At 52.5% G+C, this 16,598-nt stretch carries 13 protein-coding genes, 1 pseudogene and 1 other annotated feature; of the genes and pseudogenes, 7 read left to right on the forward strand and 7 right to left on the reverse strand.

Annotated elements, in window-relative coordinates; all coding sequences use genetic code 11:
- Positions 1 to 2: 2 nt before the first annotated feature.
- From ACXI0A_RS12410 to topA, 3 genes are all read right to left on the reverse strand, one after another.
- Positions 3 to 161, reverse strand: a complete 159-nt coding sequence (locus tag ACXI0A_RS12410) for a YmiA family putative membrane protein (protein WP_071845610.1) — start codon at positions 159 to 161, stop codon at positions 3 to 5.
- Positions 162 to 653: 492 nt separating this feature from the next.
- On the reverse strand, positions 654 to 1,628 hold the full coding sequence (cysB, locus tag ACXI0A_RS12415; RefSeq protein WP_034821485.1) for an HTH-type transcriptional regulator CysB: 975 nt from the start codon (positions 1,626 to 1,628) through the stop codon (positions 654 to 656).
- 193 nt (positions 1,629 to 1,821) lie between these two features.
- Positions 1,822 to 4,419 (reverse strand): type I DNA topoisomerase, encoded by a 2,598-nt coding sequence (gene topA, locus ACXI0A_RS12420; RefSeq protein WP_476148547.1) that lies wholly within the window; start codon positions 4,417 to 4,419, stop codon positions 1,822 to 1,824.
- 370 nt (positions 4,420 to 4,789) lie between these two features.
- On the opposite strand from topA, the gene ACXI0A_RS12425 reads away from it, so the two are divergent.
- Entirely contained in the window at positions 4,790 to 5,038 is a 249-nt protein-coding gene (locus tag ACXI0A_RS12425) for a DUF2498 family protein (protein ID WP_476148545.1), read from the forward strand.
- Between the two features lie 27 nt (positions 5,039 to 5,065).
- Here ACXI0A_RS12425 and sohB read toward each other — a convergent pair whose 3' ends face one another.
- Positions 5,066 to 6,112 (reverse strand): protease SohB, encoded by a 1,047-nt coding sequence (gene sohB, locus ACXI0A_RS12430; RefSeq protein WP_476148544.1) that lies wholly within the window; start codon positions 6,110 to 6,112, stop codon positions 5,066 to 5,068.
- 174 nt (positions 6,113 to 6,286) lie between these two features.
- Here sohB and ACXI0A_RS12435 point away from each other — a divergent pair, with 174 nt between their 5' ends.
- Both ACXI0A_RS12435 and cobO read left to right on the forward strand, forming a co-directional pair.
- Positions 6,287 to 7,051 carry a YciK family oxidoreductase gene (locus ACXI0A_RS12435; protein WP_476148543.1) on the forward strand — a complete coding sequence of 255 codons (765 nt, stop codon included), beginning with the start codon at positions 6,287 to 6,289 and terminating at the stop codon, positions 7,049 to 7,051.
- Complete coding sequence (gene cobO / locus ACXI0A_RS12440) at positions 7,048 to 7,635, forward strand: cob(I)yrinic acid a,c-diamide adenosyltransferase (protein ID WP_476148542.1); 588 nt, start codon at positions 7,048 to 7,050, stop codon at positions 7,633 to 7,635. The genes ACXI0A_RS12435 and cobO overlap by 4 nt, the downstream gene beginning before the upstream one ends.
- Before the next feature lie 35 nt (positions 7,636 to 7,670).
- Here cobO and rluB read toward each other — a convergent pair whose 3' ends face one another.
- Positions 7,671 to 8,759 carry a 23S rRNA pseudouridine(2605) synthase RluB gene (gene rluB / locus ACXI0A_RS12445; protein ID WP_224931890.1) on the reverse strand — a complete coding sequence of 363 codons (1,089 nt, stop codon included), beginning with the start codon at positions 8,757 to 8,759 and terminating at the stop codon, positions 7,671 to 7,673.
- 820 nt (positions 8,760 to 9,579) lie between these two features.
- Here rluB and ACXI0A_RS12450 point away from each other — a divergent pair.
- Positions 9,580 to 10,236, forward strand: a complete 657-nt coding sequence (locus ACXI0A_RS12450; RefSeq protein ID WP_476151052.1) for a serine protease — start codon at positions 9,580 to 9,582, stop codon at positions 10,234 to 10,236.
- Here the strand turns inward: ACXI0A_RS12450 and ACXI0A_RS12455 are convergent, their stop codons facing one another.
- Both ACXI0A_RS12455 and rnm read right to left on the reverse strand, forming a co-directional pair.
- Positions 10,237 to 10,857 (reverse strand): L-threonylcarbamoyladenylate synthase, encoded by a 621-nt coding sequence (locus tag ACXI0A_RS12455; RefSeq protein WP_045814395.1) that lies wholly within the window; start codon positions 10,855 to 10,857, stop codon positions 10,237 to 10,239. It abuts the gene before it with no gap.
- Positions 10,858 to 10,869: 12 nt separating this feature from the next.
- Complete coding sequence (gene rnm, locus ACXI0A_RS12460) at positions 10,870 to 11,754, reverse strand: RNase RNM (RefSeq protein ID WP_224931889.1); 885 nt, start codon at positions 11,752 to 11,754, stop codon at positions 10,870 to 10,872.
- Positions 11,755 to 11,908: 154 nt separating this feature from the next.
- Positions 11,909 to 12,013, forward strand: a sequence feature (Trp leader region).
- A gap of 24 nt (positions 12,014 to 12,037) precedes the next feature.
- Between rnm and ACXI0A_RS12465 the strand changes: the two genes are divergently transcribed.
- The 3 genes and pseudogenes from ACXI0A_RS12465 (at position 12,038) to trpCF (ending at position 16,562) form a co-directional block, all read left to right on the forward strand.
- Complete coding sequence (locus ACXI0A_RS12465; protein WP_476148540.1) at positions 12,038 to 13,600, forward strand: anthranilate synthase component 1; 1,563 nt, start codon at positions 12,038 to 12,040, stop codon at positions 13,598 to 13,600.
- Positions 13,600 to 15,193, forward strand: a pseudogene (trpD, locus tag ACXI0A_RS12470) (bifunctional anthranilate synthase glutamate amidotransferase component TrpG/anthranilate phosphoribosyltransferase TrpD). Before ACXI0A_RS12465 ends, trpD begins: the two are co-directional and overlap by 1 nt.
- Position 15,194: 1 nt before the next feature.
- The gene (gene trpCF / locus ACXI0A_RS12475) at positions 15,195 to 16,562 is read left to right on the forward strand and encodes a bifunctional indole-3-glycerol-phosphate synthase TrpC/phosphoribosylanthranilate isomerase TrpF (protein ID WP_476148539.1); all 1,368 of its coding nucleotides are present in this window, start codon (positions 15,195 to 15,197) and stop codon (positions 16,560 to 16,562) included.
- The last annotated feature ends 36 nt before the right edge of the window (positions 16,563 to 16,598 follow it).

Consider the following 16,598-nt stretch of genomic DNA (forward strand, 5'->3'; position numbering starts at 1 on the left):
GCTTAACCCCACATACGCCAGATCATCAATGCCACCACTACCCAGAACAGAGCTGAAGCAGCGAAGACGGTCAACCAAGCCTTGCGACGCACGTTACCAGAGCGCTCAACCTTGGCGGTTTTAGTACGGAAATCTTGTTGAACAGTCAGTCTAGTATTCATAGTTTTTGATAATCACTCTCAATAAAACGATTGTTGATAACGATTAAGATTTAGGACGAATCCTAAACTTGTTAAGTCCGAAAATCCAGTTATTTTTATTGAGTACAACGATTAACGCTATTTATCAAAACCCAAAAGATTGATGAGATAAATTTAATTACTGATCAAACTATTTATCTAATACAAACATTGTAAATTTGGGTTAAAACAAATTTAGTACCATTCTAAATTTGAGTTTAATTTAATGAGCCTTACTAAAAGGCCTTTCTCATCAGTTGATAACTGGAGTATGGGAATATTCCTGGCGGTCCGCAAAGTAGCAGCGTAAATTTTGTGTACTGTTTCTCATTTAAGATATAACAATGAAAAAACATGTGATCGATGTTTCATTTACAAAAAAATAATGAAATTTTTTGAGATTCTTGTGGCGCTAACGAGGAGGGATTCACAAGATGCCCACTGGACACCTTGCGAAAATAATGAGTTAGGAGATTATTTGAAAGGTAACTTGATATCGCGGAACATCGCTTCGATATCTTCGTTAGAACGTAATGCGACCGCGGCATCCACGACATCACGGGTCAAATGCGGTGCAAAACGTTGAATAAAATCATACATATAGCTACGCAGGAACGTGCTGCGTCTAAAGCCAATCTTGGTTGTACTATTGGTAAAAATTTCTGATGCTTCAATGCGCACCAAATCCGGATCGGAAACCGGGTCCACCGCCATACTGGCAATTACACCCACACCTAAGCCCAAACGCACATACGTTTTGATGACATCAGCATCGGTGGCCGTAAAGACAATACGTGGCGTCAATCCTGCACGGTTGAATGCGGTATCCAGCTCTGAGCGGCCAGTAAAGCCAAAGGTGTAGGTCACGAGCGGGAAATCAGCCAGCTCTTCAATCGTCACATTCGATTTGCCTGCCAACGGATGATCTGGCGTCACAACAATGGCGCGGTTCCAGTGATAGCACGGCAACATAATCAGGTCGTCGTATAAATGCAGTGCTTCGGTCGCAATCGCAAAGTCAGCATTCCCCTTTGAAACGGCTTCAGCAATTTGCGTCGGTGAGCCCTGATGCATATGCAGTGATACGCGTGGGTAACGCTCAATAAACCCTTTAATCACGCCAGGCAAGGCATAACGCGCCTGTGTGTGGGTTGTCGCCACGTACAGCGAGCCTTTATCCGGCCAGGTATGCTCACCTGCGACGGATTTAATCGCATCCACCTTCGATAACACTTCGCGTGCAATCCGGATGATTTCTTCACCCGCAGGGGTTACCTGAGTGAGATGTTTACCGCTACGCGCAAAAATCTGCACGCCGAGTTCATCCTCCAGCATGCGCACTTGCTTACTGATACCCGGTTGTGAGGTATAGAGACCTTCGGCGGTAGAGGAGACGTTGAGGTTGTGATTGACCACTTCGACGATGTAACGCAACTGCTGCAATTTCATAGTTATATCTTCCCGGTAGCGACAGAGGAGCAATCCCTGAAAGCGTGTTTCCGCCTTAATTAAGGGTTGAGGAGGGAAAGCATGTCAGCGAAACGAAAAATGCTATAACCACTATATCAGTTAAAGGAAGAATGTAGAACGATTAGCTATAAGGATGGTGAAAAGGCCAGCAGATGCTGGCCTTGAGGGGGAATTACTTCTTCGCTTCCTGCCACTTGCCGTCAATGTAGAACATCGACCAGCCTGTCGCTTTACCCTCTTTTTCAGAGGAGACGTACTGTTGCTTGGTTTTACGGCTAAAGCGTACCAATGTTTTGTTGCCTTCCGGATCGGCAGCAGGCGCTTCTGCCATGTACTTCAGCTTTTCAGGGAGACGATCGGCAAAGCGTTGCAACTCTTCCACCAGCGGCGCACGTGTTTCGCGCGATTTAGGGAAGGTGTTTGCTGCAAGGAAGACACCCGCCGCACCATCACGCAGTACGAAGTAAGCATCCGATTTTTCACACGCCAGTTCTGGCAGTGGAACCGGGTCCTCTTTCGGTGGCGCAACGTCACCATTTCGCAAGATCTTACGCGTATTTTTGCACTCATCGTTGGTACAAGCCATGTACTTACCAAAACGCCCCATTTTCAGGTGCATTTCAGAACCACACTTCTCGCACTCCACGACAGGACCGTCATAGCCCTTGATGCGGAATTCACCCTGCTCGATTTCGTAACCATCACATTCCGGGTTGTTCCCGCAGACGTGCAGCTTACGCTGGTTATCGATCAGATAGCTGTCCATTGCCGTGCCGCATTTCTGGCAACGACGACGGGCGCGCAACGCATTGGTTTCAGCATCATCGCCTTCCAGAATGTTGAGCACTTCGTTTTCCGGGATCAGATTGATGGTTTGCTTGCAGCGCTCTTTCGGCGGCAATGCATAACCAGAACAACCCAGGAATACGCCGGTACTGGCGGTGCGGATACCCATTTGGCGACTACAGGTCGGGCAGTCAATCGAGGTCAGCACCATCTGGTTCGGCTGCATGCCGCCCTCTTCCGGATCTTTCTCAGCCTGGCCTAACTGCTGGCTGAAATCGCTGAAGAAGGAATCCAGTACCGCTTTCCACTGCGCCTCATTATTAGCAACCTGGTCAAGGCTGTCTTCCATGCGCGCGGTGAAGTCATAGTTCATCAGCTCACGGAAATTCTGTTCCAGACGATCGGTGACGATTTCACCCATCTTCTCAGCGTAGAAACGGCGGTTTTCCACTCGCACGTAACCGCGATCCTGGATGGTGGAAATAATCGAAGCATAGGTCGATGGACGACCAATGCCACGTTTTTCCAGCTCACGGACCAGTGAAGCTTCGCTAAAGCGGGCTGGTGGCTTGGTGAAGTGCTGGCTTGGCAACAGCTCTTTCAGATCAAGCATATCGCCGACATTGACCGGTGGCAGCGTCAAGTCTTCATCGTTTTTACGCAGGGCTGGCATCACTTTAGTCCAGCCATCGAAACGCAACGTACGGCCTTTCGCCTTCAGTTTGAAGTCTGCTGCACCGACCGTCAGGGTGGTGGAATCATACTGCGCTGGCACCATCTGACAGGCCACAAACTGACGCCAGATAAGCTGGTACAGTTTCTGCGCATCAGCTTCCATATCTTTCAGCGATTCTGCCTGAATGTTGACATCCGAAGGACGGATCGCTTCGTGCGCTTCCTGGGAATTCTCTTTATTGGCGTAAGTGATCGGTGATTCTGGCAAATACTTCTTACCAAAACTCGTCTCGACAAAGCCGCGCGCCATCGCCACCGCATCCTGACTCAGGTTGGTGGAGTCAGTACGCATATAAGTGATGTGACCCGCTTCGTAGAGACGTTGCGCCATCATCATAGTTTTCTTCACGCCAAAACCGAGACGTGTACTCGCCGCTTGCTGCAGCGTCGAGGTAATAAAAGGCGCAGAAGGTTTGCTGCTGGTCGGTTTGTCTTCACGATCCAGCACTTCGTAACGCGCTTTCTCCAGCACGGATACCGCAGCATGAGTTTGCTCGCGATTAACCGGACGGAAGGCTTTATCGCCCTGATGCGTGACCTGCATCGCTAACGCGTCGCCTTTCGGCGTAGAGAAATCTGCGTCGATTTCCCAGTACTCTTCAGGCACGAACGCTTTGATTTCGTGCTCGCGCTCGACCACCAGACGGACAGCTACAGACTGAACACGACCGGCTGATAAACCACGGGCAATTTTCTTCCACAGCAGCGGGGAAACCATGTAACCCACAACGCGGTCCATAAAGCGACGCGCCTGCTGTGCGTTGACACGTTCAATATTCAGTTCGCCCGGCTTGTCAAACGCCTGACGAATCGCATTTTTGGTGATTTCGTTGAACACCACGCGGCTAAAACGCTTGTCATCACCACCGATCACTTCCCGCAGGTGCCAGGCAATGGCTTCCCCTTCGCGGTCAAGGTCCGTTGCGAGATAGATGTGGTCGGCGTCTGCGGCGAGGCTTTTCAGTTCGGCAACGACTTTCTCTTTGCCCGGCAGAATCTGATAGTCCGCTTCCCAGCCATGCCACGGGTCGACACCCATGCGACTGACCAGAGCGGCCTTCTCATCTTTCTTAACCTTCTTTCCTGTTTTCGCCTTTTCCCCGTCGGCACTTTTACGGGCAGTTGAACCGCTGGTCGGCAAATCACGGATATGACCGACACTGGATTTCACCACGTAGTCATTACCGAGGTATTTATTGATTGTTTTGGCCTTTGCCGGGGACTCAACGATTACGAGTGCTTTACCCATATGTACCTTTACCTAATTGAAACGTCCTGATAAACGGGAGAGGATTCGATGCCCCAAAACCCAACGGGTTCAATATTGCTGCCAGCTTTTCACTTTTCAAGGCAGCGGGGATAATCTCAGGTCAGATTGCATCGACTTATGCAACTTTATGATTAGAAGCGGGTTTTCCATCTGACGGCATCACACATCCGGGTGTGATCTCCCTGAAAGCTGAATCGCCCACACTCTACCTGATAAAATCCGTTACGCAACTTAATTAGCATTCTGATTAATTTTGCGCCAGTTTTGCTGACAGGCGTTGATTTGATGAACAGCGCAACTCGCTAGTAATATAGAAGGAGAACGATTGCTGTCAAAAAAGAGGTGAACAATGTCAGTAAAAACGGAATCCATTTCACGCCAAGCGTTGCTGGAAATAGCCAATCAAATGATCAACCGACACGACGATTATTTAGCCGGGATGGAAGTGAATGACGTGATTCAGCAGGGCGAGGTATTGGTGTTCCGTGGACCCTGGTTCTTAGATGAAGAAGGCCTGCCGAGCGCAAAAACCACCGCTGTGTTTAACGTGTTTAAATTCCTTGCCGTTGAGCTCTCCTCTCGTTATCACCTGGCATAAAAAAAGCCCGGCATTTGCCGGGCTCGCTTACAACAGCGGTTTATCACCCCGCTGCCATATTTTCAGAATTAACCGCTCGGCCGCCATACTGGCGCTGTTGGTGAAGCGATCCATCATTTTCTTCTTACGCGCATAGTGCACGCCCAGCACATTGAACCGATCCATTTGTTTGATAATCAGTGCATCGCTGGTGCCGATCTCATCGATTAGCCCCAAATCCAGCGCCTGGCGTCCATACCAGTGTTCACCGGTGGCCACTTTTTCCAAATCCAGTGTCGGACGCATCTGTTGAACAAACTCTTTGAACAGCAGGTGGGTTTCGTTGAGATCTTCCTGGAATTTTTCACGTCCCTCATCGGTGTTCTCACCAAACAAGGTCAGCGTGCGCTTATATTGACCCGCCGTATGCAGTTCAACGTCGATATCATTGCGTTTCAGCAGACGGTTGAAGTTGGGGATCTGCGCGACCACACCAATTGAGCCAATGATAGAGAATGGCGCCGCGACGATACGATCCGCGACACAAGCCATCATATAACCCCCGCTCGCCGCCACTTTATCGACAACGGCGGTTAACTGCAGGCCCGCATCACGCAGACGCTGCAACTGAGAAGCGGCCAGGCCATAACCGTGCACTACGCCACCCGGACTTTCCAAACGCAGCAAGACTTCATCACCCGCCACCGCCACCGCCAGCACCGCGGAGATCTCCTCACGTAAAGAACTCACTTCGCCCGCATCCATGCTGCCTTTAAACTCCAGCACATAAAGTGTCGGTTTAGCGGCCTCGCTCACACCGGCTTTGGCATTGCGCTTCTCGGTTTTGGCTTTTTGCTTCTCTTCTTTTTTATGCTGCTTCAGCCACACTTTTTGCGCCTGCGGCTTCATCTTCGCCAGCTGCAGATCTTCCTTCATTTCACGATAATCATCGTCGAGGTGAGTTAAGCGCAGTTGACCACCGCTGTGGCGTTTACGCATCGCAGCATTCAGCACAATCAGAACAATAGCTGCGAACGCCACCACCACGGTGACGGCCTTGGCCAGAAATAATCCATAACTGGAGAGTAAATCCATTCTGCCGCCTTATTAAACAGTGAATTACATACAATGGCTGAGTTTACCCGCTTTAGCGACTTTCGTCGCCTGAAATGCCCGCAGGCGGCACAGAATGCGAGGCGCGGTGATTGCACCGGGCGCCAAATTGAGGCATAAAGCCCAAAACCCTCTGACTTGCCAAAGGACATCGCTGTGCATTATCAACCGAAAAGCGATCTGCTGGAAAATCGCATTATCCTCGTCACCGGCGCTTCAGACGGCATTGGTCGCGAAGCGGCGCTGACCTATGCGCGCTATGGCGCACGCGTCATTTTGATGGGCCGCAACGCCGAGACACTGCAGCAAACTGAGCACGCCATCAATCAACTGAATAAGCAGCCCGCCTCACATTTGCTGCTGGACTTGTCGCATGCCACGCCTGAAAGCTGTGCCGAGGTAGCCGACCAGATCGCTGCTCTGGTGCCACGGCTCGATGGCGTATTGCACAATGCCGGGATTCTGGGTGAAATCGTCCCGCTGGCGGAACTCGATCCTGCTATCTGGCGCCAGGTGATGCAGATCAATCTCGACGCTACTTTCTATTTAACTCAGGCATTGCTGCCACTGCTGCTGAAATCAGATGCCGGTTCACTGGTGTTTACCACGTCGAGTGTGGGCCGTACCGGCCGTGCTGGCTGGGGCGCGTATGCGGTGTCGAAATTCGCTACCGAAGGCATGATGCAGGTATTGGCCGATGAGTATAAAAATCGTCATCTGCGGGTAAATTGCATCAATCCTGGTGGTACTCGCACTAAAATGCGCGCCAGTGCCTTCCCGGAAGAAAATGCCAATTTGCTTAAAACGCCTGCCGATTTGATGCCGCTTTACCTTTACTTGATGGGCGATGACAGCCGTCGCAAAACCGGGACAACTTTTGATGCGCAGCCGGGACGCAAACCGGGGCCTGCCAGCGCATGAGTGACCGCCATCAGCAACGACAGCAGCGTTTAAAAGAGCAGGTTGATGCACGCATTGCTGCCGCGACTGAAACGCGCGGCATTTTGATGGTGTTCACCGGCAATGGCAAAGGTAAAACCACCGCCGCCTTCGGTACGGCTTTGCGCGCTTGTGGCCACGGTAAAACCGTTGCCGCCGTGCAGTTTATTAAAGGTGAGTGGCCTAATGGCGAACGCAATTTGCTGGAGCAGCATGGTGTGGAATTTCAGGTGATGGCCACCGGCTTTACCTGGGATACCCAGAACCGGGAAACTGACACCACCGCCTGCCAGCTGGTGTGGCAGGAAGCTCGCCGCATGCTGGCAGACCCGCACATCGATGTAGTAATTCTGGACGAAATCACCTACATGGTAAGCATGGATTATTTGGATTTGGATGAGCTGGTGCAGGCTTTGAATCAACGTCCTGAGCAGCAGAGCGTGATCATTACCGGACGGGGTTGTCATCGCACATTATTGGATTTGGCCGATACCGTGACGGAGATGCGCCCGGTGAAACATGCCTTTGATGCAGGAATTCAAGCACAGCAGGGAATTGATTGGTAGAGATTGACGCCGCATGATGCGGCGTCGAATCGACATCAGGAACCGCGTTTCTTACTGCTGCCGCCGCTGCGACCGGTAGAAGTACCAGCGCGTCCGGTCGAGGTACCAGCACGGCCGGTGGAAGTACCAGCACGTCCGGTAGAAGAACCACCGCGACCTGCAGAAGTACCCGCGCGGGTAGCGGCAGGGCCGCTGCGGCTGGTAGAGGTGCCACTGCGACCGGTAGTCGTGCCACTGCTGTCCTTCGTGCGGCTACTGCTGCTACCACCCGTGCGACGCGGGCTACCGCTCACATTGCTATGGCGTTTTACTGCACGACGGATCTGATTCGCATTAGTGCGACGACGATCTTTTTCAACCGAAATTTTGGTCACGGTCTCTTCTGGCAGGCCTACCAGCGTACGCAGGTAGTTCACCGCAGGTAATTCCATTTCCATCCAGCCACCACGTGGTAAGCCTTTAGGCAACTGAATATCACCGTAGCGCACGCGCATCAGACGGCTAACCTGCACACCCACGGCTTCCCACAGGCGACGCACTTCACGGTTACGACCTTCAGTCAGCGTGACGTTGTACCACTGGTTGATCCCTTCGCCGCCGGCAAATTTAATGGTTTTGAACGAGGCAGGACCATCTTCTAACTGCACGCCTTTACTCAGTTGACGAATCTTATCGTCATCCACTTCGCCGAATACGCGCACCGCATATTCGCGCTCAACTTCACGGCTCGGGTGCATCAGGCGGTTCGCCAGCTCACCATCAGTGGTGAACAACATCAGTCCGCAGGTGTTAACGTCCAGACGGCCGACAGCAATCCAGCGTGAACCCACCAAACGCGGCAGACGATCAAACACCGTCGGGCGCCCTTCTGGATCATTGCGGGTACACAACTCACCTTCTGGTTTGTAATAGGCCAGTACGCGACACACTTCGGTCGCTGACTCAGCAATCGAGACCTGATGGCCATCAATACGAATTTTCAGGGATTTATCACTTTCGATGCGATCGCCCAGCGTCGCAAGCTTGCCATCAACGCTGACGCGCCCGGCTGAAATCATGGTTTCGATTTCGCGGCGTGAACCGTGACCGGCACGCGCTAATACTTTTTGTAGTTTCTCACTCATGGAGATGCCTCGTTGTCGCCTTCCCAGGCGTCGTGGTAAGAAGAGGTACGATACAGGGATTACCAGTTCCCATATCAGAATCTGTTACCGCTGAGCTTAGCTCATGCCAGGTCAGGCGGCCCGCGATTTTACACTAACGCAAGTTTCGTTAACACCTTTTCCTTTGCTGCCGATAATAAAGGCCAAAGGCTGCGTCGTGCAATCAGGGCCAAGCGCCTAAACATTTACGCCACTGATAGATACACCAACCACCCTTCTCTTCAAATTGCGTTAAGTCACTGAATTTTTAACAGATGCCATCAACATTATTTATCAGGTGATTATCCCCACTTTAGGCTTGTGATACATTAGCGCTTTTCAAGACTGGTCTGCTAGCATTGCGCACCACGCTTAAGGATAATCCCAAACATAAAATCTAAACCCAAACTACAAAACAGCATAAAAAACTAATTAACCGGGATAAATAAGGTGCATTAAGCCAGTAAATTTAAATTATCAGTTAATTGGCGCTGCAGGTTGGATTAAGTCTGTATTTTCACATTATTTGATTCAGATTAAATTTCATGAATTGTTCTGATAAAAAAATTGTGTAAAATTTAAGCCTGAAACAGAGTGTGCCGTATTTATAAAAGCGTAACCTTTACTATTTACACTCGTTTCTCTAACAGGCCATTAACGAAGTTACTGTGGCATTGTTGATAATATAAACCGGCGCACGCAGGAATTGAGGCGTTTATTCATTCACGGAATGAATTTAATTTGCATGTCGAAAGTCTTCACCAGGGATTTTCCTGACATGCTTAAAAAGAAGATCATTATCATGAAAACCACTCTGCTTTGGCCTGCGCTCGCGGCGCTGGCACTGAGCGGTTGTTCCGTGGGCCATACTGAGTATAGTCGAACGGCGCTTGAACACGTGGATATGAGCGTGACAGGCATCCCGACGGTACTGGGTTTGGGCATCCTTGGCACAACCATCCCTCTCACGCCTGAATACAGCCTGACAGCTGCGCACGTCGCAACAACTGCTGTTCAGCGGGTGAAGGCTTATCATCCTTATTGTGACGTCGCAATTATCTATCATAAAAACAGCCCGGAAACGTTAGCGAAATTCCGCACCAGTAAAGTGGGTGAGCCCATTAAGATGTACGGTTACAGCTTTATTTCAGCGATGCCGGTGGAATCAAGCGGCGTTAATTTAGCGCGCACCGCAATTACTAATAAATGGAATAAAAAGCCGTGCATGGCAATGGCATCAAATGCTGGGGTTGTGCAGGGAATGTCAGGTGGCGCGGTATATAATGCTGACCAGACAATTGGCGGAGTGATTGTGGGTTACAGCCATGAAATTTCCAATGTGCGCAGCAAGCAGGTCATCCTGAAAGATGTTTCGCTGTATATTCCCTACGGTGATTTTAAACGTTGGCTGGAACAAAATATTGGCCAGACGACGCTAACGCCGCCTGACCACGCGTGATCACAGGAACGGGCGCGTGTCGCCGACCCCTTCACGAACCACAACCGGTACATCGCTGGTGAGATCGATCACGGTGGTTGGCTGCTGGCCTAAAGTGCCGCCATCAATGATCAGATCCACCAGCTTGCCAATGCTGTGCTGAATCTCTTCCGGATCGGATTCGGTGAAGTCATTACCCGGCAGCATCAGCGAGGTGGACATCATCGGCTCATTTAACCGCTCCAGTAACGCCAGCGCCACCGGATTGGACGGCACGCGCAGCCCAATGGTTTTACGCTTGTCATTCATCAAACGACGCGGCACTTCTTTGGTCGCCTTGAGAATGAAGGTATAACTGCCCGGCGTATTGTTTTTCAAAATTCGAAACGCGGTATTGTCCACCTGCGAATACGTCGAAAGCTCAGACAGATCGCGACACATCAACGTAAAATTGTGGTTACCATCTAACTGCCGGATACGGCAGATACGCTCCATCGCGTTCTTTTCTTCCAGTCTGCAGCCCAGCGCGTAACCCGAATCGGTGGGATAGACGATCACGCCACCTTTATTGAGATAATCGACCGCCTGATTGACCAGACGCGGTTGCGGGTTATCTGGATGAATGTGAAAAAATTGACTCATAAAAACCTCATGTCACCTATCTGCAATAGCCACGGCGGGCGCTAACGCGGGAAAGCGTTCCCAGATGGGTTCAACGCCGCCCGGCAGCCATAATTTGCGCCCCAGTTCTATCCACGGACAGGGTTGGTGAAAATCTGATCCCTGCGATCCCGCCAGCTTATTGTCGCGTGCATAGGTCGCGAGCTGCGTTCGTTCGTTTGGTGCCTGCTGACACTGCGCCACTTCCATTGCATCACCACCGACTTCAGCGAAATGGGCAATCAGTCGTTTGAGCCACTTCGCGGACAAACCATAGCGACCCGGATGCGCAAGTACCGCCACGCCACCAGAATGATGAATGGCATCAATAGCTTGTTTAATTGTACACCATTGCGGCGGCACGTAGCCGGTTTTCCCCCGGGCAAGGTAGTTCTTGAACACCTGTGCCATGTTATCGGCTTTGCCGATCTCCACCAGGTAGCGGGCAAAATGACCGCGGGTGATCACACCGCCCTGTGCCAGACGTTGCGCCCCCGCTAGCGCATCAGGAATGCGCGCCCGGTCGAGGCGCTCTGCGATCAGCAGCGCTCGTTCAGCACGGCATTGATGCTGTTGGGCCAGAAACGATGTCAGCGCAGGGTGCTGGCAATCTACATTCAAACCCACGATATGAATTTCGTGATTTTCCCACAGCGTAGAAGCTTCTAATCCGGCCAGAATGCGAATCGGCAGATCCTGTTGCACTGCGGCGGCTTGCGCTTCGGCTACGCCAGCGATGGTGTCGTGATCGGTAATCGCCAGTACCCCAACGTTCATCTCGACGGCACGTTGCACCAGCGCGGTAGGGGTCAGTAAACCGTCAGACGCCTGGGTATGACTGTGTAAATCGTAAAGGGGAAAACGGGCAATATCCGACAAGGTAACTCCAGCAGCAACTTAACTCGGCTGGCATGATAACGATTTTGCTCCTGACTGAAAAAGAGTATTGACTTTTTTCACCTGAACCAGTTAACTAGTACACAAGTTCACACGTAACGGGTATTTCATCATGGCTATTTTTGGTACGCATGCAAAAGGTTGGTGGCGCGATAATCCCTTTAACGGGCGACGTCGTCGTGCACAACATGCGTAACCGCTGTGCAGATACCTGAGCCCGCCACCGAGCGGGCTTTTTTTTGAGCGAAATTCAGAGATGACAATAATGGCTAATGCGAAACCTACATTGAAGTTGATTACCGGTACCGCGCCCTACCGCGAAGATCCGGCCGCTGTGTTCCATCAAATTTGCGGCGCACGTCCAGCAACGTTGTTGCTTGAATCTGCTGATATCGACAGCAAAAAGAATCTGAAAAGCTTGTTGATCGTTGATAGCGCCCTGCGCATCAGCGCACTGGGCAACGTCGTGACGTTGCAGGCGCTGTCTGAAAACGGTCGTAGCGTTCTGCCACTGCTGGATGAGGCATTGCCGCAGGATGTCAGAATTGAAGCGCGCCCTGATGGCCGAGTGCTGCATTTCCCGCTGCCTCAGGGGTTGCATGATGAAGATTCACGTCTGAAAGCATTGTCTGTTTTCGACGCGCTGCGCCTGATCCCGCAACTGGTGAACAGCCCAGAGGAAGAGCGTGAAGCAATGTTCCTCGGCGGCTTGTTTGCTTATGACCTGGTGGCCGGATTTGAAGATTTACCCGAGCTGCGTAATGAGCAGAGCTGCCCGGACTACTGCTTCTATCTGGCAGAAACCCTACTGGTGATTGATCACCAGACACGCAGCGCTCGCCTGCAGGCGAGTCTGTTCAGCCCATCCACTAGCGAATTCCAGCGCTTGCAGAGTCGTATCGAGCAGTTACGCGGCCAGATGACGCAGCCTGCCCCTGCTTTGCCGGTGCAACGTGTTGAGCAAATGGCGCTGAGCACCAATCAGAGCGATGCAGAGTATTGCAGTGTGGTGCGTGAGATGCAGGAAGCGATTCGCATCGGTGAAATCTTCCAGGTGGTGCCATCACGCCGCTTCTCCCTGCCGTGCCCTTCTCCACTGGCCGCTTACGATACGCTGAAACACAGCAATCCTAGCCCGTACATGTTCTTTATGCAGGATCAGGATTTTGCACTGTTTGGCGCATCACCTGAAAGCTCACTCAAATACGATGCCACTTCACGTCAGATTGAGATCTACCCCATTGCCGGTACGCGTCCACGCGGACGCCATGCCGATGGTTCACTGGACCGCGATCTCGATAGCCGTATCGAACTGGAAATGCGCACCGACCACAAAGAGATGGCGGAACACCTGATGCTGGTGGATCTGGCGCGTAACGATCTGGCTCGCATCTGCGTGCCTGGCAGCCGCTATGTCGCAGACCTGACCAAAGTTGACCGTTACTCCTTCGTGATGCACCTCGTTTCTCGCGTGGTCGGCACGCTGCGTAACGATCTCGACGTCCTGCACGCCTATCGCGCCTGTATGAACATGGGCACCTTAAGCGGCGCGCCAAAAGTGCGTGCCATGCAGTTGATTGCTCAGAAAGAAGGCACGCGTCGCGGCAGCTACGGCGGTGCGGTCGGCTATTTCACCGCGCACGGCGATCTGGATACCTGCATCGTGATTCGTTCCGCATGGGTGGAAGATGGCGTTGCCACGGTGCAAGCCGGTGCCGGTGTGGTACTGGATTCTCAGCCTCAGGCTGAAGCGGATGAAAGCCGCAACAAAGCGCGCGCAGTATTACGTGCCATCGCCACAGCCCATCATTGCAAGGAGATTTTCTGATGGCCGATATCCTGTTGCTCGATAACATCGACTCCTTTACCTATAACCTCGTTGATCAGCTGCGCACCTTTGGCCACAACGTGGTGATTTACCGCAATAACGTGCCCGCTGAAGTGCTGATTGAACGCCTGCAGCAGATGGAAAATCCGGTGCTGATGCTCTCACCTGGCCCTGGCGCACCGAAAGATGCCGGCTGCATGCCTGCGTTACTGCAAGCCTTGCGTGGTCGTTTGCCGATTATTGGTATCTGTCTCGGTCATCAGGCGATTGTTGAAGCCTATGGTGGTCACGTAGGCCAGGCCGGAGAGATTCTGCACGGCAAAGCTTCATCGATTAATCATGATGGTGAAGCGATGTTTATCGGCCTGAGCAATCCACTGCCGGTGGCCCGTTATCACTCGCTGGTGGGCAGCAACACGCCAGCCGAATTGACCGTTAACGCCAGCTACAACGGCATGGTGATGGCCGTTCGTCACGATGCCGACCGAGTGTGCGGCTTCCAGTTCCACCCCGAATCCATTCTCACCACCCAGGGCGCACGTTTGTTAGAGCAAACGCTGGCCTGGGCGCTGGCGAAATAATAGGGAGATTATGATGCAAACTATTCTGGAAAAACTCTATCAGGCACAAACCCTGAGTCAGGCGGAGAGCCATCAGCTGTTTAGCGCCATTATTAAAGGTCAGCTGGAGCCGACCCAATTAGCCGCCGCGCTGATTGCGATGAAAGTCCGTGGCGAGCGCCCGGAAGAGATTGCTGGCGCTGCCACCGCGCTGCTGGAAGATGCGAAACCCTTCCCGCGTCCGGATTACACCTTTGCCGATATCGTTGGCACCGGCGGTGACGGCAGCAATAGCATTAACATCTCCACCGCCAGCGCCTTTGTCGCGGCAACCTGCGGGTTGAAGGTGGCCAAGCACGGCAATCGTAGCGTGTCGAGCAAATCCGGCTCGTCCGATCTGCTGGCGGCTTTTGGTATCGATCTGGATATGCCCGCTGAAAAAGCGCGTAAGGCGCTGGACGATCTTAACGTCTGCTTCCTGTTTGCGCCGCAATATCACAGCGGATTCCGTCACGCGATGCCGGTGCGTCAACAGTTAAAAACCCGCACCTTGTTTAACGTGCTGGGCCCCTTGATCAACCCGGCACGACCACCGCTGGCGGTTATCGGCGTGTACAGTCCGGAACTGGTGCTGCCGATTGCCCAAACCCTGAAGGTGCTCGGCTATCAGCGTGCGGCAGTGGTACATGGCGGCGGTATGGATGAAGTGGCTCTGCACAGTGCGACTCAGGTCGCTGAGCTGCGTGACGGTGAAATCACCAGTTATCAGCTGACGCCTGAAGACTTCGGTTTTGGCTTCCATGATAAAGAAGCCCTGGCGGGCGGCACGCCGGAAGAAAACCGTGACATTCTGGCGCGTTTACTCCAGGGTAAAGGCCAGCCGGCCCATGAGCAGGCCGTTGCGGTGAACGTCGCAATGTTGCTGAAAGTATTCGGAAATGAAGATTTGCGCGACAACGCTCAGCGCGCCATCACCGCAATTCGCAGTGGTCAGGCTTACGAGCGCGTTGTTGCTCTGGCAGCGAGAGGATGAGATGAGTATCAAGGGCACCGTTTTAGAGAAAATTGTTCAGGATAAAGCCGTCTGGGTTGAAGCACGCAAGGTACAACAGCCGCTGGAGACCTTCCAGAACAGCTTGCAGCCTGCAGGACGCCACTTTTACGATGCGCTGCGCGGCACGCGCACGATGTTCATCCTGGAATGCAAAAAAGCCTCCCCTTCTAAAGGTCTGATTCGTGAAGATTTTGATCCTGCGACCATCGCCGGCGTTTATCGTCATCACGCCTCAGCTGTTTCGGTCTTAACTGACGAGAAGTATTTCCAGGGTGATTTTGAATTTTTGCCGATCGTCAGCGCTGCGATTACCCAACCGGTGTTGTGCAAAGATTTCGTTATCGATCCCTATCAAATTTACCTGGCACGCCACTATCAGGCTGATGCCATTTTGCTGATGCTGTCGGTGCTGGATGATGAGCAATATCGCCAGCTCGCCGCGGTAGCGCACAGCCTGAAAATGGGCGTACTGACTGAAGTCAGTAATGAAGAAGAGCTGGAACGCGCCATTGCGCTGGAAGCGAAAGTGGTCGGCATCAATAACCGCGACCTGCGCGACCTGTCCATTGATCTGAATCGCACCCGCCAGTTGGCGCCACGTTTAGGCCACGGTGTGACGGTCATCAGCGAATCGGGCATCCATAATTACGCGCAGGTGCGTGAATTGAGCCACTTCGCCAACGGTTTCCTGATTGGCTCCGCACTGATGGAAGAAGCCGATCTCGATGCCGGTGTGCGTCGCGTCTTACTCGGTGACAATAAAATCTGCGGCCTGACCCGCCCTGAAGATGCGCGCATTGCGCACGAAGCAGGCGCGATTTATGGCGGTGTAATTTTCGCAGAAGGTTCACCGCGTAAAGTCAGCGCCGAACAAGCCCAAACCGTTATAGCGGCTGCACCACTTAAGTATGTCGGCGTATTCCGTAACAATCGTGTAAGTGACATTGTCACGCACGCCAGTTCACTCCAACTCTCCGCTGTGCAATTGCATGGTGATGAAGATCAGGCGTTTGTCGCAGAACTGCGTAGCGCCCTGCCAGAAGAGGTGAAAATTTGGAAGGCGCTGAGCATTAGCGGCAGCCTTCCAGCCCGCGATTGGCCGCATGTGGATCGTTATGTGTTTGATAATGGCCAGGGCGGCAGCGGACAGCGATTCGACTGGTCACTGCTTCAGGGTGAAGATCTCAGCAACGTGCTGCTGGCCGGCGGATTAAGCGCAGACAACTGCGTAGAAGCTGCCCAACTTGGCTGCGCCGGGCTGGACTTTAACTCCGGCGTTGAATCTGCGCCCGGCATCAAAGATGCCAGTAAAGTCGCGGCGGTATTCCGCACGCTGCGCGCCTATTAATTTCGCTCGCCCGCCGATGTGCGGGCCGCATAAGGA

The organism is Pantoea sp. C1E2, assembly GCF_056491465.1.

Excerpts from the sequence above, each read along its gene's own strand:
- cysB (WP_034821485.1), bottom strand. The coding sequence starts at position 1,628 with ATGAAATTGCAGCAGTTGCGTTACATCGTCGAAGTGGTCAATCACAAC.
- rluB (WP_224931890.1), bottom strand. The coding sequence starts at position 8,759 with ATGAGTGAGAAACTACAAAAAGTATTAGCGCGTGCCGGTCACGGTTCA.
- trpCF (WP_476148539.1), top strand. The coding sequence starts at position 15,195 with ATGAGTATCAAGGGCACCGTTTTAGAGAAAATTGTTCAGGATAAAGCC.
- cobO (WP_476148542.1), top strand. The coding sequence starts at position 7,048 with ATGAGTGACCGCCATCAGCAACGACAGCAGCGTTTAAAAGAGCAGGTT.
- ACXI0A_RS12450 (WP_476151052.1), top strand. The coding sequence starts at position 9,580 with ATGAAAACCACTCTGCTTTGGCCTGCGCTCGCGGCGCTGGCACTGAGC.
- ACXI0A_RS12410 (WP_071845610.1), bottom strand. The coding sequence starts at position 161 with ATGAATACTAGACTGACTGTTCAACAAGATTTCCGTACTAAAACCGCC.
- ACXI0A_RS12455 (WP_045814395.1), bottom strand. The coding sequence starts at position 10,857 with ATGAGTCAATTTTTTCACATTCATCCAGATAACCCGCAACCGCGTCTG.
- ACXI0A_RS12465 (WP_476148540.1), top strand. The coding sequence starts at position 12,038 with ATGGCTAATGCGAAACCTACATTGAAGTTGATTACCGGTACCGCGCCC.
- topA (WP_476148547.1), bottom strand. The coding sequence starts at position 4,419 with ATGGGTAAAGCACTCGTAATCGTTGAGTCCCCGGCAAAGGCCAAAACA.
- ACXI0A_RS12425 (WP_476148545.1), top strand. The coding sequence starts at position 4,790 with ATGTCAGTAAAAACGGAATCCATTTCACGCCAAGCGTTGCTGGAAATA.
- sohB (WP_476148544.1), bottom strand. The coding sequence starts at position 6,112 with ATGGATTTACTCTCCAGTTATGGATTATTTCTGGCCAAGGCCGTCACC.